Raw genomic sequence first — 24,112 nt, 5'->3', positions numbered from 1 at the left:
TTCCAGGGTCGCAGGGACGCTGACAGAACAACATCATCCGTTTCGGGTGATGCCCCTGTTCGCTACATAACCCATCTTCGAAGAGGTGGATCAGCGCTATTCGGCCCCGATCGGAAAGGCCTTCCTCCTCCGCCGTCGGAGGTGGCGGGCTGGGTTCGCCCAACTTGTCATGATGCTGGCGGGTTTGGCGGCCGGACTTGCGATTCCGTTGGTTCAGCGTGGACCTGTCGTGCCCGCGCGCCAAGTATCCGACATGCTGGTGGCCATCGGACTGGGCCTGCTGGGCGCGATCGCGGTGATCTTCTCACTCCTTTTCCTGGTCGTGCAGTGGGCGTCCACCACGTTCACACCTCGGTTGACACTTTTTCGCGACGATCCGATTGTCTGGCGAACCTTCGCCTTCGCCATCGGACAGTCGGTCTTCGACCTCACCACAGCCCTTGCGATCAGCGGCCACAACGAAGTGTCCGTGATCATTCCGACCGTCGCAGTCCTGTTGCTATTGGCGATGTTGTCGCTGCTGCGGGTACTCCAGTTGAGAGCGTTTGCATCAATACAGTTGGCACCGGCACTTGCGTCCATCGCGGATCGCGGACGCCTCGTCCTGGACGCCGTTTATCCCCCGACTGATGAAAATCGATCGGCCCCAACACTATCGGTATCGACGATGCATTCGACAATCATCTGGCCTCACCCGCCTGCGGTGCTCCAACAAATTCTGGTCAATCAACTCCAGGACGCAGCGAACGAGGCCGACGCGTTGGTTGTCCTGCTCCAGATTCCTGGCACCACATTGCAATACGGGACCCCAATCGCTGAAGTGCACAACGGCTATCTCCCTGATGCAACCGTCGTGGACTGCCTCGTCGGCGGACGAGAAAGAACCTTCATCCAGGATCCGCTGCTAGCACTACGATTGCTCGCCGACATCGGGTTGCGCGCACTGTCTCCGGCGGTCAACGATCCAGCGACCGCCGTCCAAACTCTCGACGAAATCGAGGATCTGCTGGTTCGAGCGTCATCCCTGCACACCGTTCCGCTGAGTATCACCGACGATGCCGGCACACTGCGCGTCGTCATTCCGCTGCCCGGCTTGGACGACTTCGTCCGTACCGGAATCGACGACCTGATCGCCGCAGCCGTGAAGTCACCGTTGGTGTTCAACCGAATTCGAGCAGTTCTTGTGTGTACCCAATCCCGGTCCCTGCCCCGCCACCACCGAATGCTCACGGCGCGATTGGATTGGATCGACGGGCTCATCGAGCGTTTCCACTATCTCTATCCTCCGTCGGACCGCGACGAACATCCGGTGTAGCCGAAACAATCTTTCAAACCCGGATAATTCGGACGTAAATGGTGAAAACTGTCGATTACATCCGTCTGAGAGGCCGCACATGCGTAAACGACATCAGGTTCTGCTCGCCCTGTCCGCCGCGGTCGGCCTGTCTCTGACGCCACTGACCGCGTCGGCAACCCCCGGCACCGGTGTGCACGGCGAAATCCTCGGCCAGGTGACAGTTGGCGACAAGGACTACGTCCTGCGCAAGATCACCGTCGAGCCGGGCGGATCCACCGGCTGGCACTTCCACGACGGAACGCTGTACGGATTTGTAGCCGCCGGCACGTTGAGCCACTACCGCTCCGATTGCAGTGTCGACGGTATTTACCAAACCGGCAACACTCTCATCGAGCCGAGCGGATCCGGAAATATTCACATCGGCAACAACTCACAGACAACACCGCTGGTCCTCATGATCGTCTACGTGAATCCCAGCGGCAGTCCCCTCTCCGAGGACGCGCCGCAGCCCGGCTGCACATTGCCCGGCTGACGGCCTACTCCCCTTGCCTCGCTGAGTAGAACCTGTTCCTATAGAGCACAAGACTGCGCGAGCGCACCTAGGAGCAGGAGATATCGATGACCGGAAGATCCACATTTACGATCAGCATGGTGGCGTCGTGAGTTACAGCATCCTGGGCAAGACCGTCGAAATGCCCGTCGAGGTTCGGACCGCGTCGGCCTTCATGGCGATGTATTCCGTTCCCAGCATCACCGCTCAGTCGATCATCGACTACACCGGCTTGACGGTCCTTCAGTACCGGCCCGGACGCGCTCTGTGCGGGTTGGTGTTTGTCGACTACGTGGACGGAGATCTGGGGCCGTACAACGAATTCGGCGTGACGTACATGGTGCGAAGCCATACCGCCCCGCCGGAGACGTCGGTACTGGGCGATCTACGGTCGCTGGCTTCCGGCACCGCGGGCGCACTCATCCACCAACTGCCAGTCGACGGCGAGTTCACCAAAGCCGCCGGACGTGAAATCTGGGGATTCCCGAAGGTGTTGGCGGAGTTCGATACCGAGCACGTTGGATCCGTCAAGCGCGGTTCGGTTTCCCTGGGCGGAAAACTCATCACACAGTTGAGCGTGAAGTCGGGAGTGAGCGTTCCTGGATCCGGGGCGAACATGTCACTGGCCGCCTATTCGCATCTTGACGGCGTCACCCGGTGTACATCGTGGGACATGGCACCGACCGGCGTGAAGTCACGACCCGGCGGGGCAGAAATTCAACTCGGAAGTCATCCGATGGCGGCAGAACTACGACGCCTCGGGTTGCCTCGCCGCGCTCTGATGACCACGACGATATCGGGCCTCGCAATGACGTTCGGAGAGGCGACGGAAATCTGATTGCGACTACCCTTTCCACACATATGTGACACGGGCTACACTGCTGGACGGTTGACCAACTGGCGTCGGCCGCCGGAAAGGACACCCGTGAACATCACTCGACGCACCGTCTTGGCAGGTGCCGCCGTTGCTCCAGCGCTCGCAGTACTGGGCTCCACGCATGCTCATGCCGAACCCTCCGCACCATCGGGGTCCATGCAGGTCGGCGTCGGAATCTCCGACGTCACCGGCCCCGTGGCCGAGGTCGGGATGATGGGTTACTCGAGCTTCGAGCAGCGCGCCGAAGGTCTACATCAGCGAATGCGCGCCCGCGCCTTCGCTTTCGGTGACGGCAACGCGCGAGTGATGTACGTCTGCGTCGACAACTGCATGATCTTCCAATCCGTACATGACGAGGTACTGCGTCGACTCGGCCAGAAGTTCGGTGACCTGTACACCGAACGCAACGTCATGCTGACGGCCATCCACTCCCATGCGGCCTGCGGCGGCGCCTCCCACAACTACGCCTACAACCTCGCGGTTCTCGGCTTCGAACTTCAGGTGTTCGAAGCCGAAGTGAACGGCATGGTCGAAGCGATCAGCGCCGCGCACGCCGATCTTGCGCCCGGCACCGTGCGGTTCGGACGCTCCGACCTGACTGACGCCAGCGTCAACCGCTCCCGAGTTGCCTTCGACCTCAACCCGGAAGAAGACAAGGCGTACTACCCCGGTGGCAACGACCATCACATGCGCGTCCTGCGAATCAGTCAGAGTGGCAAAGACATCGGCTCGATCAACTGGTTCGCCACCCACTGTGCATCCCTCACCAACGAGAACCATCTGATCTCCGGCGACAACAAGGGCGCAGCCGCCTACTTCTGGGAGCACGACGACAAGGGCGTCCGCTACCTCGACGGTACCCCCAACTTTGTGGCCGCATTCCCCCAGACCAACAGTGGCGACATGTCCCCGAACCTGTTCCTCGAACCGGGACGTGGCCCGACCGAAGACGAGTTCGAAAACGCCCGCATCATCGGGCAACGCCAGGTCGCCGCCGCTCAGATTGCCTACAACTCCGCGTCGGAAACTCTCACCGGTGGCGTCGACAGCCGAATCATGTACCTGGACATGGCAAACCAGATCGTCAGCGGAAAGTTCACCCCGGACGGACGCGAGCATCGCACTGCTCCCGCGGCAATCGGTGCCGCTATGAGCGCGGGCAGCGTCGAGGACGGACCGGCAATCCCGATCTTCCCCGAGGGCACCCGCAACCCCATGATCGACGCCCTCGGAGGCATGGATGCACCTGTCCCCCAGTGGCTTCAGGATGCACAGGCACCCAAGCTCGTCGTAGTTCCGGTCGGCCTGCTCCCACCCGGCGGCTGGGTCCCCAACGTTCTGAAGATTCAGATCCTGCGCATCGGCCAGTTCTACATCGTCGGTGGCCCAGCAGAATTCACCATCGTCTCCGGCCTGCGGGTGCGTCGAACCGTGGCCGCAGAGTTGGGTGTCCCGCTCGAAAACGTCATCTTCCAGGGCTACGCCAACTCCTACTCGAGCTACTGCACCACGCCTCAGGAATACGATTCCCAGCAGTACGAGGGCGGTTCGACGATGTTCGGCCGCTACACCCTCCCCGCCTACCAGCAGGGATACGCCGCGCTCGCAGCCTCCATGCGAGATGGCGTCGAACCGCCGCGCGGCCCCGCACCCGCTGACCTGTCCGGCTTCCAGCCCAGCTTCGGCCCCGGCGTCGACTTCGACGAGCCTTTGCCCGGAACACAATTCGGCACTGCGACCATCCAACCTACTGACAGCACCGCCGGTCAGCAGGTTGCCGTCGAATTTGTCACCGGACACCCCAAGAACGACACCCAACGCAACGGGACATTCTACGAAATCGAGCGCAACGCCGGTGGACAGTGGATTCGCGTCGCCGACGACAACGACTGGTCCACCAAGCTCCATTGGCGTCGCGTCGGCAGTAACGGTTCCGTCGCCCGCATCACTTGGGACGTACCCGCCGGAACCAAGGCAGGTACCTACCGGATCCAGCATTTCAGTGCGTCGAAGGCTCGGGGCACTGGGCAGATCACGCCTTTCAGCGGCATGACGACGGAATTCCAGATCTCCTGACTCGGGCCAGCTGAACCGTCCTTGTCCGAGCCCACCCCTCCGTTGAGCGAACGTACCTTTGGTCGCCTTAGATGCGCCGAAAGGTACGTTCGCTCAATAGAAGTGGGGTACAGACCGTACTAAACGGGCACTATCCGACCAATACCGCATCCCGATCCGGCAACTTCGGCGAACGATCCACCGACGACGCGACCAGCAGCACCAGCAGGCCGACAACCGTGACTACCGCTCCCATCCAGATCGGTGAAGTGAACCCGAATCCGGCGGCGATGGTGATACCGCCCAGCCAGGCGCCCAGTGCATTACCGACGTTGAAGGCCGCGATATTCGCGCCCGATGCCATGGTCGGCGCCTCCGACGCGTAGTTCATGATCCTCATCTGCAAGCCGGGTACCGTCGCAAAGCCGAAGGCGCCCATCAGGAACAGCGAGATGACGGTCATGATCTTGCTCTCCGCAGTAGCCGCGAACACGATCAGTACGACGGTCAGAATTGCCAGAGTCCAGACGAGTGACTTCGTCAGCGCGCGATCAGCTGCCTTGGCGCCCAGTAAGTTTCCGACGAACAATCCCGATCCGAAGAGGATGAGCAGCCACGGGACGCTGGAGGTCGCAAAACCACTTACTTCGGTGAGGGTGAAGGCGATGTAGGTAAACGCACCGAACATTCCGCCGTAACCGAGGATCGTGATGGCAATCGAGAACCAGACCTGCTTGTTGCGGAAGGCGCCCAATTCACTGCGCAGTCCACCGTTAGACGTATGTGCGGGCGTCGTCGGAACCAGTGCGGCAATTCCGATCAAGGCGATGACACCGATGACGGTGATGGCCCAGAACGTCGAGCGCCATCCGAGTTGCTGGCCGAGCAGTGTTCCGAACGGCACACCGAGAACGTTGGCGATGGTCAGACCGGCGAACATCATCGCAATGGCTCCGGCGCGCTTGTTGGGCGCGACCATGTCTGCTGCCACGACGGATCCGATTCCGAAGAACGCGCCGTGGCACAGTGCTGCGACGATGCGGCCGCCCATCATGACCTCGTACGAGGGAGCGAGTGCCGACATCAGGTTTCCGATGATGAACAGCACCATCAGCGACAGCAGCACCTTCTTGCGCTCGAAGCGTATGACTGCCGCGGTCAGCAGGATCGCACCGATCGCCACGGACAGCGCATAGCCCGAGATCAGGTAGCCGGCGACGGATTCGGTCACCTCGAAGTCACCAGCGACCTCGGGCAGGAGGCCCATGATGACAAATTCGGTGAGGCCGATCCCGAACCCGCCCATAGCGAGGGCAATGAGACCCAATGGCATCTCGATGTTCCTTTCACAGGTTTACGCGTCAGCCTGTAGCAGGCGTGTGCAGTAGTTGCAGGCGCGCGATAAATAGTTGCATGCGCTCGCTACATGCGCAAGCTGGTAACCTGAGCTCGCAGGAAACGGACAAGGAGAATCACATGGGGATCGCCGACGACGCCGTCGAAATCCGCTCGCAGGGGTGGCGCACGCTCGCCGCCCTCCACGGCGCTCTCGATACCGAACTCGAACGCGCTCTCCAGCGTGAGCACAAACTGTCCGTCGTCGAATACACCGTTCTCGACGCTTTGAGCCGCCAGGACGGTTGGCACATGCGCATGGCTCAGCTGGCTCGCGCAGCCGCGCTGAGCAGCAGCGCCACCACCCGCTTGGTCAATCGCCTTGAAGACCGCGGCCTCCTCACCCGCATTCTGTGCGCCGACGACCGCCGCGGCATCTACACCGAACTCACCCCAGCCGGCCGGGAACTGCTCGACAGCGCCCGACCGACGCATGACGCGACTCTCGAAGCCGCACTCGAAGAGGCTTGCAAGACAACGGAACTCGCTCCTTTGGTGCGCGCTCTCCATGAGCTCCCGGCGGGCAGCTAGTACCCACTCGGGGTAAGCGATCTGCTCGAGATATCCGAAACAACCTGATCCACAAAGACTCCCGCATCAACTCCTGACTTCTGATCCCACGCCGGCAACAGAACATTGACTGCAGCGTCACGCATTTCGCTGTCCCCGATCACCGCGATAGAGGGATCCCGATGGGTGCGAGCTTCACGAATTCGTCGCCCCAACGATCCGCCCGACGCAACAACAACCCGCACACCACGATCCGCGAGACGGCACCGAAGTTCTTCAGCTGCTGCCACATGCTCGTCGCAGATCGGTAGAACCGACACCTGATTGGGCGCCAACCACGGCGGCGCCCGACCTTCGAACCGTTCGATCAACAGTGCGGTCATCCGCTCCATGGAACCCAACAGCCCACGGTGAATCATGATCGGGCGCGCCTTGGATCCGTCCTCGACGGTGTACTCCAACTCGAATCGCTCAGGTTGGTTGAAGTCGAGCAGAACGGTCGAGAGAGTTTCTTCCCGGCCATGCGCGTCGAGCACCTGGACATCGATCTTGGGGCCGTAGAAGGCAGCTTCACCCTTTGCTTCGACGTAGGTGATCGACCTCTCCGCCAATGCGCGACGCAGTTGGTCCTCCGCGTCCGCCCATTGGTTGTCGCTACGCAGGTACTGACCCTCCGCCCCACGGATCGAAAGTCGATACTCGCGGTCCGAAATCCCCAGAATCGAGTAGCACCGCTCGATCGCGTCGAGTGCCACCATCACCTCCGCCTGTACCTGCGCGGGGCTACAGAAGACATGTGCGTCGTCGAGATTGATCTGCCTCACCCGACTCAGCCCGCCGAGAACCCCGGACAGTTCGCTTCGGAACATCGAACCGCGTTCGCGGACTCGAAAAGGCAACTCTCGATAACTGCGTCCCCGCGCAGCAAATATCTGCGCGTGATGCGGACAGTTGGCAGGCCTCAACAGGAACGACTCACCGCCGATCTTCATCTCCGGAAACATGTCTTCGGAAAATTTGGACCAATGGCCGGAACGCTCGTACAACTCCTTCTTCGCAAGGACTGGTGTGTAGACGCCCCGGCAACCGGACCCGGCCGCCTCCTCGGCAGCCAGCTTTTCGAGTTCAGTTCTGATGATTGCGCCGTCGGGCAGCCACAACGGCAGGCCTGCGCCGACGACGGGAGTAGTGGCAAACAGTTCCAATTCGCGTCCGAGTACACGGTGATCGAGGCTCATGGCGGATGCTCCGTTTCGGATGAACCGGGAGCCGCACGCCCAGAGCCGCACGCCCAAGAAATAACAATGCCCCGGGCGATAACTCCCGGGGCTGGAATGGGTTCGGTCAGCAGTAGCTAATCGATGCGCCGGAAGAAAACCGGCGTCGTCGTGTACTGCACAAAACTGACCATGGACGTCAGGTTACATTAACTTCGGAACCGATCCCAGACCCAATTTGTCGGCACTCTATGCTGACGCAACCGGGATGGCAGTTCTCGGGCCAGTGACACACAACTTCGGCGACCATGTCCGAACGTGAGATTCTCGGATATGAGGAGGATTGGCAACGGTGCCGGACCACTTGCTCGAACAGTTGATCACCATCCCGTTGTTCACTGGAATCATCGGGTACATCACCAATTGGTCTGGTGTGCTGATGTTGTTTGCGCCGATCAATTTCCACGGAATCAAAGTTCCGGGGCTCAAGTTCTTGTTCCCGCTGTTACCGCGCCGAGTGCAGGTGATCCCGGCAATTACCAGTGACGGTCGTTTCGGTTGGCAAGGCATTGTTCCTTCTCGCGCCGAGAAGATGGCGTCGATCGCGGTGGACAAGTCACTGGCAAAAGTCGGCAGTATCGCCGACTTCTATCGTGAACTCGATCCCGACAGCATCGCGGAACATCTGGTCACCATCTCACGGACCGAAGTCCGCGGTGTTGTCACTCGAATCATGACCGCCGAAAATCCTCAGCTCTGGCACAACCTCCCGAACCCCGTGAAGGAAGCCGTCTTCCGCAAGGTCGAAGATGACCTACCGGCCAGCGTCCGCACCATCACGGCCCGCATCGAAGAGAACATCGACGAGTTCATCGACGCCAAACTCATGGTGATCCGATACCTGTCTTCGCACCCGAAACTTCTCAACGACATCTTCCGAACCATGGGAAACAAAGAACTGCGCTTCATGCAGAACTTCGGTTTCTACTTCGGGTTCCCCATGGGCTTCGTACTGGTAGCCGTGCTCCATTTCCTACCGTTCTGGTGGGTACTGCCCGTCGGCGGTGTCATCATCGGCTACGTCGTGAACTACCTCGGCATCATGATGATCTTCGAACCCATCACGCCCAGTCGCTGGGTTCCGTGGCGGCAGGGACTCTTCCTCAAGCGTCGTACGGAAATCATTGCCGGCTATGCAAAGACACTGGCCGACCACGTTGTCACCCTCGAGAACATCGGCACCGAACTACTCGAAGGCCCCCGTTCCGACCGCACCCGGCGAATGCTCGATCAGGTACTACGAGAATCCGTCGACGACGCCGTCGGTTGGGCACGATCCGTCGTGAAAATGACTGTGGGCTCACAAAGCTACAACCGTCTTCCGAGCCTGGCGACTACTGAAGTCCTGGACCTTGTCCCCCGCGTTTTCGAAGACGCGGCATTCGCCGAAAGCCAGTCCGAGAAAATCCGGATCTTTGTCACGGTACAGATGAACAAACTGTCGCCGGAAGATTTCAGCGAGCTACTGCGATCAGCCGTCAAACAAGATGAATGGCTGCTGTTCGTGCACGGAGCCGTACTCGGCTCATTGGCCGGTTTCCTGCACCTCGCGATATTCGGAGTATGACCATGACTGAACAACACGATCATCGATTCATACTCGACGAACCCACCTACGAATGGGATACCGACATGGCATCAGAAGAGTCCGTCGAAAAGCGACTCATCCGCAGCCTTGTCGGCTTGACCGCCACCACCACACTCACGTCGCTGAAGTTGACGGGATGGGCCTTCGGCACGGCGCGAGAGGCGACCCGGCAGATCGTTCAAGCTGCGACGGAAGCCGCCGCGGAAGCTGCCCAATCCGCCAATATCCAGCCGCGTCCCACCGGCGAAACACCTTCCCGATCCGAGAACCTGCGATCCGCGATGATGGCGCGACCTTCTCGCAAGCAAAGCGCCGAATCGGCCCTCGCTGCCCTGCGCCTGCGCGGCGACAACCTGCTCGACCGCTCCGCAGACGTCACAGAGAGCGACGATCTCCACCCGGCCTACGACCGGATCCTCGACGAAACAGCACCCGACGAAGCGCGAATCCTGAGGTTGCTCGCCATCTCCGGTGCGCAACCGAGCGTCGATGTGCGCACTGCTCGGCCCTTTGGCGTGGGATCGGAAATGATCGAAGAGGGATTGTCGATGATCGGCGAACTGGCCGGCTGCCGGCACCTTGATCGCACCAATGCTTATCTCAACAACCTGCATCGGCTGGGGCTGGTGTCATTCTCCCGCGAACCTGTCGAAGCCAATCGGTATCAGGTGGTCGAGGTGCAACCTTCAGTGCTCGACGCCGTCCGCCGCGCTGGGCGTTCCAACAAGATCGTGCGTCGCAGCATCGTGCTGACGCCCTTCGGTGAGGACTTCTGCCACACCTGCTTCTCGTTGCCGAACGCCCAACCGAGCGTATAGACAGCACTGCGCGCCTCGTCGAACCACGAGGCGCGCAGTGAGCAAAAGCTGCTACAGCCAGGTATCTTCCGTGATCGTGGTCAGGAACGCTTCCAGATCGTCCCGCCACGGCGCCGGCACGGTCTTGTCCGGCTCGATACCCGTGTACTGCCCGCGGTAGAACAGCAGCGGGCGTTCGGATTTGATCTCACTCATCGACGAGACACGACCGAAGACGACGTAGTGATCGCCGCCGTCGTGGACGGTCTCGACAGTGCAATCGATGTGTGCCAGTGAGTTGTCGATGATCGGCGAACCCAAAGGTGAAGGTGTCCAGTCGATACCGGCAAACTTGTCCGGCTCACGCGAACCGAAACGCGCACACACGGACTGCTGTTCTTCGGCCAACACGTTGACAGCGAACTTGCCGGTCCTCTCGATTGCCGCCCAGGACCGAGAACCCTTGGTGGGACAGAACAACACCAGGGGTGGATCGAGGGAGAGCGCGGCAAAAGACTGGCAGGCAAAGCCCACGGGCTCACCGTCATCGACTGTCGTGATGATGGTGACGCCAGTGCAGAACTGACCCAGAACTGTGCGGAACTGCCGTGGGTCGAGCGCGGGCGTACTCACGGCTTCAGTCCGACGGTGAAGTCGTGACCCCACAGACTTACTGCCGTACTTTCGCGCGCGATCCAGCTTTCGTCTTCGACTTCGAGTCCCTCACAGCCGAATTCGATGTCGAATCCGCCCGGAGTCTTCATATAGAAGGACAGCATTTCGTCGTTGACGTGGCGCCCGAGAGTTGCGGACATCTTGACGTTCTTGCGCAGTGCGCGGTCCAGGCACAGCCCGACGTCGTCGGAGTTCTCCACCTCGAGCATCAGGTGCACGATGCCCGTCGGGTTGGGGAACGGCAGGAACGCGAGGCTGTGATGGCGCGGGTTGCAACCGAGGAACCGGAGCCAGGCCGGGTCTCCGTCTGCGGGCCGGCCGACCATCTGCGGTGGCAGACGCATCGAGTCCCGCAACGTGAATCCGAGGACGTCGCGGTAGAACCGCAGCGAAGCATCATCGTCATCTGTGGTGAGTACGACGTGGCCGAGGCCCTGCTCACCCGTCACGAACTTGTGGCCGTACGGGCTCACGATGCGTCGATGTTCAAGCGCGACACCGTGGAACACTTCGAGGGAGTTACCCGAGGTGTCCTCGAACGCGATCAGTTCGACGACGCGCCGATCCTTCAACTGCTCCGCAGTGCCCTCTTTGAAGGGAACACCGGCAGCGGACAAACGATCACGAATGTCTTGCAACTCCGCTGCATTCGCGGTCTCCCAACCCGAGACGAGAAGCCGATCCGTCTCGTTCGGAACTATGACAAGACGCGCCGGAAAATCGTCCATCCGCAGGTACAGCGAATTCGCGTCGACGCCCTTGCCCTCGTTCATGCCGAGGATCTTGAGGCCGTAATCACGCCACGCGGCCATGTCGGTGGCCCCGATGCGCATGTATGCCAGGGAACGAATACCCATCACTTACCTCCGTCGAGCAAGAAATCGGTTGCGAGCCGGTTGAATTCGTCGAACTTTTCGAGCTGCGCCCAGTGTCCGCAGCCGCCGAAGACGTGAAGCTGCGCACGCGGAATCATCTTGAGTGCGACCAGCGCACCGTCGAGCGGGTTGACGCGATCTTCGCGGCCCCAGATCAGGAGCACCCGCTGACGGAGCTTGTATGCCTCACGCCAGAGCATGCCGAGTTCGAAGTCGCTGCTGGAGAAGGACTTACCCATTGCCTTGGCTGCGGCAAGTGACTCCGGTGTGCTGGCTGCAGCAAACCGCTCGTCGACGAGTTCCGGCGTAATGAGCTTCTGATCGAAAACCATGATGCGCAGAAACGATTCGAGGTTTTCGCGCGTCGGCTGGTAGCTGAACTTTCCGAGGTTCTTGACACCCTCGGTCGGGTCCGGTGCAAAGAGGTTGACGCTGAGTCCGCCGGGGCCCATGAGGACAAGCCGTCCGGCGCGATCCGGGTAGTCGAGCGCAAAGCGGACCGCAGCGCCACCACCGAGCGAATTACCCAGTAGGTCTACGCGTCCCGTGATCTCGAGAGTGTCCAAGAGATCGTTGAGCGCCGACGCGCTGTGCGCGAAGTACTGCGGATGCTCGGTCGGCTTGTCTGACTGACCGTAGCCGGGCTGATCAACCGCGATGACGTGAAAGTTCTTCGCCAACACCGGAATGTTGCGTGCGAAGTTCGACCACGACGATGCGCCGGGTCCGCCGCCGTGCAGCAGCACGATGGTTTGGTCGTTGCCGACGCCGGCTTCGTGGAAGTGCAGTTTCAGATCGGGGCGTACCTGCGCGAAACGCGAGGTGGACTCGTAGGTGAGTGATTCTTCGGTGGTGGTCACTGCGTCTCCCTTAGACCATCGTGTCGGTGATCGGAAGGCCGAACTCGCCTGTGCCGAACATGACGTAAGCACGCTCGGGGTCGTTGGCTGCATGAACACGGCCTGCGTGAGCGTCACGCCAGAAGCGCTGGATCGGCGTGCCGTTCTGCAGTGCTGTGGCACCGGAGTTCTCGAAGAGCTTGTCAATCGCGGAAATCGCACGACCGGTAGCACGCACCTGGTCGCGGCGGGCGCGCAGACGCAGTTCCATCGGAACCGCTTCGCCCGCAAGGATCAACGCATACTCGTCGGCGACGTTGCCGGAGAGCTGACGCCAGGCTGCATCGATGTCACTGGAAGCTTCGGCGATACGAACCTTCGCGAACGGATCGTCCTTGGACTTCTCGCCGGCAAAGGCTGCACGGACGCGCTTGCCCTGATGTTCGACATGAGCTTCGTAAGCACCGTAAGCCATTCCGACGATGGGCGCGGAAATCGTGGTGGGGTGAACGGTTCCCCACGGCATCTTGTACACGGGAGCCGTATTGTTCTCCAGGCCCGGAGCTGTCAGTTCACTCATGGCACGGAAGCTGAGAACGCGGTGCGACGGGACAAAAGCGTCCTTGACCACAACGGTATTGGAGCCGGTTCCGCGCAGGCCGACTACGTTCCAGACGTCGTCGATCTGGTAGTCCTCGCGGGGAATCAGGTAGCTCACGAAGTCGACAGGTCGGCCGTCTTTGATGACCGGTCCGCCCAGTACGACCCAACTGGCGTGGTCGCAGCCCGAAGACCAGGCCCACGCGCCGTTGACCTTGTAGCCGCCCTCGACTACTTCGCCCATTCCCATCGGTGCATAGGAGGACGAGATGCGAACGTCAGAGTCGTTGCCCCACACGTCTTCCTGTGCCTGCTGCGGGAAGAGTGCCAGGTGCCAATTGTGTACACCGATGATCGAGGAGACCCATCCGGTCGATCCACAGGCACTGGCAATCTTCTTCACTGCCGAATAGAACAGCACGGGGTCGGCTTCGTATCCGCCCCACTGCTTCGGCTGGAGGAGGCGGAAGAAACCGCTCTCCTGCAGAGCCTTGATGGACTCGTCGGGAATACGACGAAGATCCTCTGTCTCCTGTGCTCGCTCACGCAGTGCCGGCAGCAGTGCGTCGAGCCTCTGCATCACCTCGTGGCTGTCATGGTTACCCACTTCGACGCTCCCGTCTCTATCGATCGGATGATTCACTTACACTTGAGACTAGAACACGTTCTCATTTCTGTCGAGACATCGACAAAGGTCTCATTTGCGGCCGCAATGCTGTAACAAGTGCTCGCAAAATCTAGCGAAACTGGCGTTCGTTCTATAACGTGTTCTACTAACAGCGAGAAGGGATGTGACGTCACAATGGCGCAAATTCGCGAGATCGACGTGGGAACGGTACAGACCCGTTTCGCCCGCGGGTGGCATTGCCTGGGTCTTCTGAAGACCTTCAAAGACGGCAAACCGCACGCGATCGAGGCTTTCGGTACCAAGCTCGTAGTGTTCGCAGACACCAAGGGCGACATCAAGGTCCTTGATGGTTACTGCCGCCACATGGGCGGTGACCTCACACAAGGCGAGGTCAAGGGCGATTCCATCGCTTGCCCGTTCCACGACTGGCGCTGGGGCGGCAACGGAAAGTGCACCGGGATCCCCTACGCACGTCGCGTTCCCCCGCTCGCTCGCACGCGCGCTTGGCACACCCTCGAGCAGAACGCTCAGCTCTTCGTCTGGAACGACCCCGAGGGCAATCCCCCGCCCGAGGACATCGTCATCCCGCGTATCGAAGGCGCTTACAGCGACGAGTGGACCGACTGGACCTGGAACTCCATGGTCATCGAAGGTTCCAACTGCCGCGAGATCATCGACAACGTCGTGGACATGGCGCACTTCTACTACATCCACTACGCCTTCCCGACGTTCTTCAAGAACGTCTTCGAAGGGGAGGTCGCCACTCAGTACCTCAACACCACGGGACGCCCCGATATCGGAATGGCGTCGCAGTACGGCGGAGATACGCTGCTTCGCTCCGAGGCCGCATATTACGGACCGTCGTACATGGTCAACCCCCTGTGGAACAGCTACAGCGGGTTCGAGGTCGAGAGCGTCCTCATCAACTGCCACTACCCGATCAGCCCGGACTCCTTCGTGCTGCAGTGGGGCGTGACCGTCAAGAAGCCCACGGGCCTCACGGACGAAGTTTCCAACAAGCTGGCTGCCAAGTTCACCGAAGGCATCAGTGAAGGTTTCCTCCAGGACGTCGCGATCTGGAAGAACAAGACCAAGATCGAAAACCCACTGCTGTGCGAAGAAGACGGCCCGGTTTACCAGCTGCGACGCTGGTACGAGCAGTTTTATGTCGACAAGGCCGACGTCACCGAGAAGATGACGCAGCGCTTCGAGTTCGAGGTGGACACCACCAAGGCCAACGAAGCCTGGCACGCCGAGGTCGAAGAAAACCTCGCCAGCCAGAAGGCAGAGAAGGAAGCCGCCGAAGCTGCGGCAAAGAACGAAGCCGAGGTTTAATCGTGAGCGCCTCGATTCGTGACCACCGTTGGGCCAAGGCTCCGGACTTTGCCGGGCAGCCGGCACGGCTCGAGGCAATCGCAGCCCAGACCGTCGAAGACAAACACGAATACCTGGATTCAGGTTTGCAGGAAGTTGACTGCAAAGCTTGTGGCGCTTGTGTATTGGTTCGCAAGAACACGTACAAGCACACCAGCATTCAGTGGACCTCCGATCCCGCACTGCGGTGCCACACGTTCAAGGACGCCATCGCGTCGGGGCAGACTTCGGCACTCAAGGACGGTTGCCCGAAACTCCACGACAGCATCGCCGACGCCGTCGTGGACGGCACAATTTCGGTGCGTGATCCGGAATCCAGCTGACCACAACTACGACGAGTGAGGGCCGACCCAATCGGGTCGGCCCTCACTCGTTGTCAGTCGTCAGAGTTAGAATTTTTGTGGCAGTTACCTTCAATTGAAGGAGACAGTCATGAATGACCCGATCATGAATGACGCAGTCTCAGCGAATACCTCAAAAATCACAGTCACAACAGATCTCGGTCCTCGGCGCTGGTGGGCCCTTGGCGCCGTGAGCCTCGCAGTCCTTGCTGTCGGCCTCGACGGAACGATCCTGAGCGTCGCCCTCCCGACGCTCGCCGACAGCCTCCATGCCTCCGAGGCCGACCTACAGTGGTTTTCGTCGGCCTATTTCCTCGTACTCGCAGCGGCCATGCTCCCCGCTGGACTTCTCGGCGACCGCTACGGTCGCAAGAAGCTGATGCTCATCGCATTGTGACTCTTTGCAGTCGGTTCGATCGCTTCCGCATATTCGACGTCGCCAACCGATTTCCTCGTCGCTCGAGCGATTCTGGGACTAGCCGGCGCCGGGGTGATCGTGATGGCGATTTCCGCACTCACCGTGCTCTTCAGCAAAGTGGAACGACCGAAAGCCGTCGGCGTCTGGACCGCCGCCAACTTCGTCGCACTTCCACTCGGGCCCATTTCGGGAGGCTGGCTCCTTACCAATTACTGGTGGGTTGGGTGTTCCTGCTCAACGTGCCGGTAGTACTGATCGGAATTATTGCGGTCACGGCATTGGTGCCGGAATCGCTTGCAGCGCAACGCCCGGGCCTCGATCCGATCGGCATGGCCTCGTCGTCGGCAGGCTTGGTGGCGGTGACCTACGGCTTGATCACAGCCGGACAGGACGGCTGGACCAACGTCGATGCATTGCTCTTCATGGCCGCCGGAATCCTGGTGCTGGTGGAATTCTTCCAGTGGGAACGACGGCTGAGTCGTCGGCCCGACGGGCAACCGCTACTGGACCTGACGTTGTTCCAATCGGCATCGTTCATGTGGGGCGTGATCATAGCTGCCGTTGCAGTGCTTGCGATGATCGGCGGTCTGTTCACCATGCCGCAGTACTTCCAGGGGGTACTCGGGACCGACGCGATGGGATCCGGGATTCGACTACTGCCTTTGATCGCCGGTCTTGTGGTGGGCGCGGTTCCTGCAGATCGCCTCGCCGGCCGACTGGGCGCCAAAGTTACCGTTGCGCTCGGGTTTACCTTGCTTGCGGTAGGTTTCGCTTTCGGATCCTTCACGAGAGTCGCCTCGAGCGGCGCGTTTGTTGCTGGATGGATGGCGATTGTCGGGCTCGGGATGGGCCTGGCCATGGCGACCTCGGCCGCTGCTGCCCTCACCGAACTGTCCGAGGAACGCAGCGGTGTCGGTTCTGCGGTCCTACAGGCTGTCAACAAAGTGGGAGGCCCCTTCGGCACCGCAATCCTCGGTGCGGTTCTCACGTCCGGATACTTGTCTCGCATCGATGTCAGCGCGCTGCCACCCGACGCGGCGACGGTGGTGCGCGAAAGCATTTTTGGCGATGTAGCCGTTTCGGAACGGAGCGGTTCGGCGTCACTTCTCGAGTCCGTTCGAACCGCGTTTGTCCACGGCATGGACACCTCACTCCTCGCGGCTACCGGTATCGCGGTGGTCGGGTTCGTTCTGGCCCTACTTTTCCTGCCGCAGGGCAACACTCATGCCGAAACACGATGAACTGCGGCCTGTCGGTCTCCGCGAGCGCAAGAAGGCCCGCACCCGAGCCACTATCCAAGCGCAAGCCCTCCGGTTGTTTCAAGAGCGAGGTTACGACGCGACAACCGTGCAACAGATCATCGATGCGTGCGAAATCTCGGAGAGCACGTTCTTCCGCTACTTCCCCACCAAAGCTGACGTGGTGCTCTCCGACGACTTCGATCCCCTGATCGTCGAGGCCTTCCTCACACAGCCTCCGGAGCTCACCTCGATTCAGGCGCTCCGGGCAGCCACTGCGGGAGACTACGAGCCCTGATGTTCAGCCTAGCGAGCGCACGCGGAACTCCCGCCGCGACGAACGCCTACTGGTCCAAGGTTTTCAATCGTCGATAAGGGAATCGAACATCAGGCGAATCTCCGGAGTGAGCTTCATGAGTTCCACGTATCCGCCCAAGGCGCCGCCATCCACGTACGCGAATTCCATACCGGCGCGACCCTGTTGCAGGATCGGCATCCCACGCCGGCCGGCTTCGGCGAGAGTCTCCTCGTAATCGTCTGGCACCCACGCCACGTGGTGGACACCCACTCCGCGCTTCTCGAGGAACTCGGTATAGAGGTTTTGTCCCGAAACCGGCTGGATCAGCTCAATCTGCTGAGTTCCGACATAGCCCAGTGACACGTGGATGGTGTACTCCGCCGGCTTACCGCGGTACGTGGTGGTCTCGGGGCCGAATGTGATGTCGGGCAAGCGCAGCCAGCGCCGAACTCCCCATTTCTCGGTGAAGTCCCGCTCGGCAGCGGCGATGTCCTCCACCACCCAGCAGATCTGGAAGATCGGTCCCGAGACCAGCGGTGTCATGCCATTTTTCCGTTGTCTACCGAGTACACAGCACCGTGGATCGCGGACGCGTCGTCGGAGGCGATGAACGCCACCATTTTCGCGACGTCTTCTGCTTCCATGAGTCCGCGAGGCGAGGCGACCTTCATCACGAGGTCGAAGTCGACGCCGTCCGGAAAGGTAAATCCGGTGACCTGCGGGGTCATCATGCCGCCGGGGCAGATGGCGTTGACGCGCAAGGTCTTTCCGGTGAACTCCATCGCCATCGCTCGGGTGAGCCCGATCAAACCGTGCTTGGCAGAGCAGTATCCGGCCGAGTAGGCCTGCCCTTCGAGCCCGGCGATCGAGGACACGTTGACAATGTTGCCACCGCGCTCGAGCAGATGCGGAAGCGCTGCGCGAGAGAGGAAGAACGGTCCGTTGAGGTTTACGGCGAGGTCATGTGCCCACTCGTCATCGGCAATCTCAGCCGTGTGGCGGAGCGTGTGCGAACCGGCCACGTTGACCAGGATATCGATACCGCCGAGAGTGTCGACACACTTCTGAACCGCCGCAGCACATTGCGCGGAATCAGAAACATCGGAAGCCGAATACCTCTGCTCGCCAACAGCACCCGCCACATCGATCATCGATTGCCGAAGCTGCTCTTCGCCGCGGGCAACGCCGAAAACCTGTGCGCCCCGTCGGGTCAGAATTTCGGATACGGCGCGCCCCAAGCCCGAAGACGCGCCGGTCACCAATGCAATTTTTCCGTCTAATACGTCAGTCACACACCGAGCTTACGACGCCAGCGCCGCTTTGCGTGGCTTTCAGGCCTTCCGGGCGTCGGAAAAAAATGGACGCGTGCAGTCCGGCCCGGCGGCCCGAGAATACACAGTCAGCGAGCGACAATCCGCTCACGTACGAGTTGGAACAAATTCCGACAGCACTACGTCCGGCGGCATACAGGCCGGGAATGCCATGCCCGTCTTCATTTTTCACAGCACCGGTGGTCTCGTCGACAACCAGACCGCCGAGGGTCAACATCGGGCACGGATTCATCATGTTCGGCTTGACCGAGACGTCATACATCGTGAACGGCGCCGTCAGTACCGGCCGCACGAAGTCGGATGGTTTGCCCATCGGATCAGGTTGCCCGCTTGCGGCAGCAGCATTGTGGGCGTCGACGGTGGTCTGGAGTCCGGCCGCGTCGATCCCAGCCTTCCGCGCCACCTCGGCAATAGTGTTGCCGTGTACTGCGGTTCGCATCATTCCCATAGTCTGGACTCGCTGAAACCACATGGATTGATCGGGGATTTGCGCCTTCGCTTCACGAACCAGACCGGAATCGGCAAGCAGCCAGCCGATTCCACTGCTCTTCTCGACCATTGCTTGACCGAGAGCCGCGCCGTAACGAGATTCGTCGACCATACGGCTACCGGATTGTCCGACGAGTATCGAGCCGAGAAATGCGCTGGGCGGCACGATGAATCGCCAGGCCGAAACATTGCCGAGTTTGTCGGTGGCACCGCCGGCATCGATGCCGAGCTGAATTCCCTTGCCGTCATCGCCGGAAGTGCCGAGCGGAATTCCGCCCTTGTACGCGGGAGCATGCGTGCGCATCATGTCGCGGTTGGACACGAATCCGCCGGCAGTGAGAATCACGCCGCCACGGGCCTGGATGCGAATCTTCTTGGCGTACTTCTTCTCTATCTTCCGGATACGGGCGTCGAGAATCGTGCGCAGCTGCGGAGCGTAGACGCCCGGCTTGGACGACAAAGATCCGAGTACGGCGTGACGCCGGCGAACACTCGCCGGTGCGTCCCGAAGCGTCAGTGCCAGTGCGCCGATCACCCGCCCGTCCTCGATGATCAACTGATCGGCGCGGGTTTGGCCGAGCAACTGCACGCCCTTTGCCACAGCTGATTCGGCCATCGGACTGTAGAGCATCTTGCCTGAGGTTCCTCGACCCTTGGCTCGATGGCCGCGAGGCGCAGGTTTGGCCGCGTCACGGAATCCGCCGGCAGACTCGCTACCCGAGTAGTACAGGTAGTGCTTGTTACTCGGGTAGGAGGTCTTGTACGGGCAGAGCGATGCTTCGAACGGGACACCGTGACCGGTGAGCCAGTCGACCATCGCGGGGCTTTCATCGACAAAACGTCGCAGAGTCTCGGGCGTAACCGCGTCGCCGACCTCGCGTTCGAGATACGCGAGCATGGCCTCCGGAGTGTCGTCGACGCCGGCGTCTTTCTGAACCGACGTTCCGCCACCCGCGTAGACGATGCCGCCGGAAATGGTGCTGGCGCCACCTCCCAACGCCCGGTCGATCGCCATCACCGACGAACCTGCCGCCACTGCTTCGAGTGCCGCGCTGGCGCCGGCCACCCCGAACCCGACCACGAGGACATCAACCGAAGTATCCCAGGTCACACCGCACCATCCTCAATTTCACTGCAACGTGTTTCTTTATCACTGACAACGTTCGGAAATACTTCCTGGCAGAAAGCATGGACTGACACCCCTATCATTCTATAACGTGTTCTACATGAGCAAGCAGGAATACGACATCGTCGTCGTCGGCAGTGGTGCAGCAGGTATGACAGCGGCCTTGACCGCGGCCCATCAGGGTTTGAGTGTGGTCATCGTGGAGAAGGCCGCCCATTACGGCGGATCCACTGCCCGATCAGGCGGTGGCGTCTGGATCCCCAACAACGAAGCACTTCAGGCCGCAGGGGTGAGCGACACACCAGAGGCCGCGCGTTCGTACCTGCACAGCATCATCGGTGACGTCGTCGCCCCCGAGCGGATCGACACCTATCTCGACCGCGGACCGGAAATGCTGTCCTTCGTCCTGAAGAACAGCCCCCTCGAACTGCAGTGGGTTCCCGGATACTCCGACTACTACCCCGAAGCCCCCGGCGGACGCGTCGGCGGACGCAGCGTCGAGCCCACCCCGTTCGACGGCAACAAGTTGGGCGCCGACCGCAAGAACCTCGAACCCGACTACGTCAAGGCACCCAAGAACTTCGTCATCACCCAAGCCGACTACAAGTGGCTCAACCTGCTGATGCGCAACCCGCGCGGACCGCTGCGCGCAATGAAGGTCGGCATGCGATTCCTCGCAGCCAAGGCAACCCGCAAAGACCTCCTCGTTCGCGGCCAGGCTCTTGTCGCCGGCATTCGACTCGGCCTTCAGTCGGCTGGTGTCCCCATCCTGCTGAACACACCGCTCACCTCGCTGTACACCGAAGACGGCGCAGTTCGCGGCGTCAACGTCCTGATCGACGGCGAAGAGCAGGTCATCCACGCTCGCCACGGCGTCGTCCTCGGCTCGGGCGGGTTCGAGCACAACAAGGAAATGCGCGAGAAGTACCAGCGCGGCCCCATCGGCACCGAATGGACCGTCGGCGCAAAGGCAAACACCGGCGATGGCATCGCGGCAGGCCAGAAACTGGGCGCTGCAGTCGATTTCATGGACGACGCTTGGTGGGGTCCGTCGATCCCGCTGACGGGCGGACCGTGGTTCGCTTTGTCCGAGCGCACGCTCCCCGGTTCGATGATGGTCAACACGTCCGGCAAGCGTTTCGGCAACGAAGCGGCACCGTACGTAGAGGCAACGCATGCGATGTACGGCGGAGAATTCGGCCAGGGTGAAGGCCCGGGCGAGAACATCCCGACGTGGATGATCCTCGATCAGCGTTACCGCAACCGCTACACGTTCGCCGGCATCACGCCGCGCTCGCCCTTCCCCAGTCGCTGGCTCAAGGCCGGCGTCGTCGTGAAGGCTGGAACAATCGCCGAATTGGCCGAGAAGACAGGGCTTCCCGTGTCCGCTCTGACCGAGACGGTGGAGCGGTTCAACGGCTTCGCGCGCAGCGGAAAGGACGAAGATTTCGGTCGCGGCGACAGCGGTTACGACGCGTACTACGGCGATCCGCGACTGAAGAACCCCAGCCTCGGCGAGATCAGCAAGGCGCCGTTCTACGCCATCAAGATGGTTCCGGGAGACCTCGGAACCAAGGGCGGAATCTGCACCGACGTCAACGGTCGCGCACTTCGCGAAGACGGCAGTGTCATCGACGGCCTCTACGCCGCGGGCAATGCCAGCGCACCCGTCATGGGCCATACCTATGCCGGTCCGGGCGCAACCATCGGTCCCGCAATGACTTTCGGCTACCTTGCCGTTCTCGACATTGCCGATCGCATGAAGAAGGCCAAGGCCAGCACCGCAGACGCTGGAGTCGACAATGCCAATTGATCCCAGCATCGCTCTGGGCGCAGAGCTTGCGCCACAAGAATTTTCATGGACGCCGTCGGACGTGCAGCATTACCATCTGGCGCTCGGCGCCGGAGCGCGCCCGCTCGACACGAACGAATTGCGCTACCTCGACGACACCAAGCCGCAGGTGCTGCCGACCTTCGCGACAGTCGCAGCCAATTTCCACGCCACCGAAGCTCCCAAGGTTTCGTTCCCCGGCATCGAAATAGATCTGGCCAAAGTCGTTCACGGAAGCCAGGAAGTCACTGTCTACCAACCGATCCCGGCTAGTGGGAGTGGACAAACCACAACCCGAATTTCCGAGATATGGGACAAGGGCAAGGCTGCAGTCATCGTCCAGGAGTCGGTGACCGTCGACGCCGAAGGCAGTCCGCTGTGGACTGCACGCTCGTCCATCTTCGCTCGCGGAGAAGGCGGATTCGGCGGCGAACGTGGTCCCTCAGAGTCGGTTTCGTTGCCTGATCGCGAGCCGGACGCCGAGATTCTGCTGCCGGTTCTCCCCCAGCAGGCTCTGCTGTACCGGATGTGCGGTGATCGAAATCCGCTGCACTCGGATCCTCAATTCGCTTCCGCAGCAGGATTTCCGGCACCAATCCTGCACGGATTGTGCACGTACGGAATGGTCTGCAAGGCCGCAGTAGATACCATGTTTGACGGCGACAGTTCGCAGGTAGCCGGATTTCGCGCCCGGTTTGCCGGTGTAGTATTTCCGGGCGAGAACTTGAGTATCCGAATTTGGAAAAACCAAGGGCAACTCTTGATCTCTGCGTTTGCTGCGGAGCGCGAAACTCCCGCCCTGGCCGATGTAGTTCTCACCCTTGCCTGATATCCACCTGTCGAACTCGCTGTAGTTCTCAACCCCTGATGGAGTAGCCCGAACATGACTGCCCAAAACGAAACAACCCGACTGACCCGCCGCGGATTCATCGCCGCAGCCGCCGGAGCCAGCGCCCTCGCCGCCACCACCCTCACCGGCACCTGGACCCCCGCCTACGCCATCCCCGCCGGAAGCAGCGGCAGCAGCGGCAGCAGCGGATCCGCCGGCCCCGTCCCCACACTCCCCACACCCCCCGCATTCCCCGAAGGCATCGCCCTCTACCAACAGGCCTACCAAAACTGGTCCAAAGAAATCATGCTCGACACCATCTGGACCTGCGCCCCCAAAACCCCCGACGACGCAGTCCGCCTCGCCAACTGGGGCCACACCAACGGCTACACCATCCGCCCCCGCGGAGCCATGCACGGCTGGACCCCCCTCACCATCGTCAACGACGCCCCCCGCGACAAAGTCATTTTGGCCGACACCATGGTCCACCTGAACTGGGTCAACGTCGACGCCACCGGACCCATCTCCACCGTCACCGCCGGACCCGGCGCCACCCTCGACGCCATCACCACCGCCCTCCAAGACGAAAACCTCGGCTTCGCGAACCTCCCCGCCCCCGGAGTCCTCTCCATCGCCGGCGCCCTCGCCGTCGACGCCCACGGCGCAGCCCTCCCCGCACAAGGCGAAGCCCACGTCCCCGGACAAACCTTCGGCTCCCTCTCCAACCTCGTCACCTCCCTGACCGCAGTCGTCTGGACCGGCACCGAATACGCCCTCAAAACCTACAACCGCGCCGACACCGCCATCCGCCCACTGCTGACCAACCTCGGCCGCACCTTCCTCACCTCCGTCACCCTCCAAGCCGCACCGAACT

The 24,112-nt window shown here is 61.1% G+C and carries 22 protein-coding genes and 1 pseudogene; 14 read left to right on the top strand and 9 right to left on the bottom strand.

Features of this window, described 5'->3' with window-relative positions; genetic code table 11:
• Positions 1-85 precede the first annotated feature (85 nt).
• The 4 genes from QM600_RS14860 (at position 86) to QM600_RS14845 (ending at position 4,800) form a co-directional block, all read left to right on the top strand.
• Positions 86-1,315, top strand: coding sequence for a DUF2254 family protein (locus QM600_RS14860; protein ID WP_283262246.1), 1,230 nt, complete (start codon positions 86-88; stop codon positions 1,313-1,315).
• 79 nt (positions 1,316-1,394) lie between these two features.
• Positions 1,395-1,829 (top strand): cupin domain-containing protein, encoded by a 435-nt coding sequence (locus QM600_RS14855; protein ID WP_283262245.1) that lies wholly within the window; start codon positions 1,395-1,397, stop codon positions 1,827-1,829.
• A gap of 160 nt (positions 1,830-1,989) precedes the next feature.
• Positions 1,990-2,685: an acetoacetate decarboxylase family protein gene (locus QM600_RS14850; protein WP_283262288.1), complete on the top strand. Its 696-nt coding sequence runs from the start codon at positions 1,990-1,992 to the stop codon at positions 2,683-2,685.
• Positions 2,686-2,772: 87 nt separating this feature from the next.
• The gene (locus QM600_RS14845; RefSeq protein ID WP_283262244.1) at positions 2,773-4,800 is read left to right on the top strand and encodes a neutral/alkaline ceramidase; all 2,028 of its coding nucleotides are present in this window, start codon (positions 2,773-2,775) and stop codon (positions 4,798-4,800) included.
• A 130-nt stretch (positions 4,801-4,930) separates the two neighbouring features.
• Here the strand turns inward: QM600_RS14845 and QM600_RS14840 are convergent, their stop codons facing one another.
• The gene (locus QM600_RS14840) at positions 4,931-6,112 is read right to left on the bottom strand and encodes an MFS transporter (RefSeq protein ID WP_283262243.1); all 1,182 of its coding nucleotides are present in this window, start codon (positions 6,110-6,112) and stop codon (positions 4,931-4,933) included.
• A gap of 143 nt (positions 6,113-6,255) precedes the next feature.
• On the opposite strand from QM600_RS14840, the gene QM600_RS14835 reads away from it, so the two are divergent.
• Positions 6,256-6,705 carry a MarR family winged helix-turn-helix transcriptional regulator gene (locus QM600_RS14835; RefSeq protein WP_283262242.1) on the top strand — a complete coding sequence of 150 codons (450 nt, stop codon included), beginning with the start codon at positions 6,256-6,258 and terminating at the stop codon, positions 6,703-6,705.
• Here the strand turns inward: QM600_RS14835 and thrS are convergent.
• Positions 6,702-7,922 carry a threonine--tRNA ligase gene (thrS, locus tag QM600_RS14830; protein ID WP_283262241.1) on the bottom strand — a complete coding sequence of 407 codons (1,221 nt, stop codon included), beginning with the start codon at positions 7,920-7,922 and terminating at the stop codon, positions 6,702-6,704. The two genes, QM600_RS14835 and thrS, sit on opposite strands and share 4 nt — an antisense overlap.
• A 331-nt stretch (positions 7,923-8,253) precedes the next feature.
• On the opposite strand from thrS, the gene QM600_RS14825 reads away from it, so the two are divergent.
• Positions 8,254-9,528: a DUF445 domain-containing protein gene (locus QM600_RS14825; protein ID WP_283262240.1), complete on the top strand. Its 1,275-nt coding sequence runs from the start codon at positions 8,254-8,256 to the stop codon at positions 9,526-9,528.
• A 2-nt stretch (positions 9,529-9,530) separates the two neighbouring features.
• Entirely contained in the window at positions 9,531-10,367 is an 837-nt protein-coding gene (locus tag QM600_RS14820) for an Abi-alpha family protein (protein ID WP_283262239.1), read from the top strand.
• A gap of 51 nt (positions 10,368-10,418) precedes the next feature.
• Here QM600_RS14820 and hsaB read toward each other — a convergent pair whose 3' ends face one another.
• The 4 genes from hsaB to hsaA are packed head-to-tail and all read right to left on the bottom strand — an operon-like array spanning position 10,419 to position 13,942.
• Positions 10,419-10,979 (bottom strand): 3-hydroxy-9,10-secoandrosta-1,3,5(10)-triene-9,17-dione monooxygenase reductase subunit, encoded by a 561-nt coding sequence (gene hsaB, locus QM600_RS14815; protein ID WP_283262238.1) that lies wholly within the window; start codon positions 10,977-10,979, stop codon positions 10,419-10,421.
• A complete protein-coding gene (gene hsaC, locus QM600_RS14810; RefSeq protein ID WP_283262237.1) occupies positions 10,976-11,878 on the bottom strand; it encodes an iron-dependent extradiol dioxygenase HsaC in 903 nt (300 codons plus the stop codon). The genes hsaB and hsaC overlap by 4 nt, the downstream gene beginning before the upstream one ends.
• Complete coding sequence (gene hsaD, locus QM600_RS14805; RefSeq protein WP_283262236.1) at positions 11,878-12,756, bottom strand: 4,5:9,10-diseco-3-hydroxy-5,9,17-trioxoandrosta-1(10),2-diene-4-oate hydrolase; 879 nt, start codon at positions 12,754-12,756, stop codon at positions 11,878-11,880. The genes hsaC and hsaD overlap by 1 nt, the downstream gene beginning before the upstream one ends.
• Positions 12,757-12,766: 10 nt before the next feature.
• Positions 12,767-13,942, bottom strand: a complete 1,176-nt coding sequence (gene hsaA, locus QM600_RS14800; RefSeq protein WP_283262235.1) for a 3-hydroxy-9,10-secoandrosta-1,3,5(10)-triene-9,17-dione monooxygenase oxygenase subunit — start codon at positions 13,940-13,942, stop codon at positions 12,767-12,769.
• Positions 13,943-14,137: 195 nt separating this feature from the next.
• Between hsaA and QM600_RS14795 the strand changes: the two genes are divergently transcribed.
• From QM600_RS14795 to QM600_RS14780, 4 genes and pseudogenes are all read left to right on the top strand, one after another.
• Positions 14,138-15,298 carry a 3-ketosteroid-9-alpha-monooxygenase, oxygenase component gene (locus QM600_RS14795; protein ID WP_283262234.1) on the top strand — a complete coding sequence of 387 codons (1,161 nt, stop codon included), beginning with the start codon at positions 14,138-14,140 and terminating at the stop codon, positions 15,296-15,298.
• Positions 15,299-15,300: 2 nt separating this feature from the next.
• On the top strand, positions 15,301-15,660 hold the full coding sequence (locus QM600_RS14790; protein ID WP_283262233.1) for a hypothetical protein: 360 nt from the start codon (positions 15,301-15,303) through the stop codon (positions 15,658-15,660).
• Positions 15,661-15,769: 109 nt separating this feature from the next.
• Positions 15,770-17,337 (top strand): annotated as a pseudogene (locus QM600_RS14785) (MFS transporter).
• Positions 17,321-17,632 (top strand): TetR family transcriptional regulator, encoded by a 312-nt coding sequence (locus QM600_RS14780; protein ID WP_283262232.1) that lies wholly within the window; start codon positions 17,321-17,323, stop codon positions 17,630-17,632. The pseudogene QM600_RS14785 and the gene QM600_RS14780 overlap by 17 nt, the downstream one beginning before the upstream one ends.
• Before the next feature lie 63 nt (positions 17,633-17,695).
• Here the strand turns inward: QM600_RS14780 and QM600_RS14775 are convergent, their stop codons facing one another.
• From QM600_RS14775 to QM600_RS14765, 3 genes are read right to left on the bottom strand one after another with little or no spacing between them, the layout of a single operon-like run.
• Entirely contained in the window at positions 17,696-18,175 is a 480-nt protein-coding gene (locus QM600_RS14775) for a VOC family protein (protein WP_283262231.1), read from the bottom strand.
• Complete coding sequence (locus QM600_RS14770; RefSeq protein WP_283262230.1) at positions 18,172-18,924, bottom strand: SDR family NAD(P)-dependent oxidoreductase; 753 nt, start codon at positions 18,922-18,924, stop codon at positions 18,172-18,174. Before QM600_RS14770 ends, QM600_RS14775 begins: the two co-directional genes overlap by 4 nt.
• Complete coding sequence (locus QM600_RS14765) at positions 18,917-20,563, bottom strand: FAD-binding protein (protein ID WP_283262228.1); 1,647 nt, start codon at positions 20,561-20,563, stop codon at positions 18,917-18,919. Before QM600_RS14765 ends, QM600_RS14770 begins: the two co-directional genes overlap by 8 nt.
• Before the next feature lie 115 nt (positions 20,564-20,678).
• Here QM600_RS14765 and kstD point away from each other — a divergent pair, with 115 nt between their 5' ends.
• The 3 genes from kstD to QM600_RS14750 form a co-directional block, all read left to right on the top strand.
• Entirely contained in the window at positions 20,679-22,391 is a 1,713-nt protein-coding gene (gene kstD, locus QM600_RS14760; RefSeq protein ID WP_283262227.1) for a 3-oxosteroid 1-dehydrogenase, read from the top strand.
• A complete protein-coding gene (gene chsH3 / locus QM600_RS14755; protein WP_283262226.1) occupies positions 22,381-23,238 on the top strand; it encodes an enoyl-CoA hydratase ChsH3 in 858 nt (285 codons plus the stop codon). The genes kstD and chsH3 overlap by 11 nt, the downstream gene beginning before the upstream one ends.
• A 54-nt stretch (positions 23,239-23,292) precedes the next feature.
• Positions 23,293-24,112: FAD-binding protein (locus QM600_RS14750; protein WP_283262224.1), on the top strand; the 820-nt coding region annotated here is incomplete at its 3' end.

This window comes from Rhodococcus sp. IEGM 1379 (assembly GCF_030056815.1).
Taxonomy (GTDB): Bacteria; Actinomycetota; Actinomycetes; order Mycobacteriales; family Mycobacteriaceae; genus Rhodococcus_F.
Note: the sequence above shows the minus strand (reverse complement) of the source record. Positions and strands in the feature narration are given on the sequence as shown.

What these genes read in the sequence shown, in the direction of transcription:
- QM600_RS14855 (WP_283262245.1), top strand. Translation starts at nt 1,395, where the DNA reads ATGCGTAAACGACATCAGGTTCTGCTCGCCCTGTCCGCCGCGGTCGGC.
- QM600_RS14850 (WP_283262288.1), top strand. Translation starts at nt 1,990, where the DNA reads ATGCCCGTCGAGGTTCGGACCGCGTCGGCCTTCATGGCGATGTATTCC.
- QM600_RS14840 (WP_283262243.1), bottom strand. Translation starts at nt 6,112, where the DNA reads ATGCCATTGGGTCTCATTGCCCTCGCTATGGGCGGGTTCGGGATCGGC.
- QM600_RS14835 (WP_283262242.1), top strand. Translation starts at nt 6,256, where the DNA reads ATGGGGATCGCCGACGACGCCGTCGAAATCCGCTCGCAGGGGTGGCGC.
- thrS (WP_283262241.1), bottom strand. Translation starts at nt 7,922, where the DNA reads ATGAGCCTCGATCACCGTGTACTCGGACGCGAATTGGAACTGTTTGCC.
- QM600_RS14820 (WP_283262239.1), top strand. Translation starts at nt 9,531, where the DNA reads ATGACTGAACAACACGATCATCGATTCATACTCGACGAACCCACCTAC.
- hsaC (WP_283262237.1), bottom strand. Translation starts at nt 11,878, where the DNA reads ATGGGTATTCGTTCCCTGGCATACATGCGCATCGGGGCCACCGACATG.
- QM600_RS14795 (WP_283262234.1), top strand. Translation starts at nt 14,138, where the DNA reads ATGGCGCAAATTCGCGAGATCGACGTGGGAACGGTACAGACCCGTTTC.
- QM600_RS14780 (WP_283262232.1), top strand. Translation starts at nt 17,321, where the DNA reads ATGCCGAAACACGATGAACTGCGGCCTGTCGGTCTCCGCGAGCGCAAG.
- QM600_RS14775 (WP_283262231.1), bottom strand. Translation starts at nt 18,175, where the DNA reads ATGACACCGCTGGTCTCGGGACCGATCTTCCAGATCTGCTGGGTGGTG.
- kstD (WP_283262227.1), top strand. Translation starts at nt 20,679, where the DNA reads ATGAGCAAGCAGGAATACGACATCGTCGTCGTCGGCAGTGGTGCAGCA.
- chsH3 (WP_283262226.1), top strand. Translation starts at nt 22,381, where the DNA reads ATGCCAATTGATCCCAGCATCGCTCTGGGCGCAGAGCTTGCGCCACAA.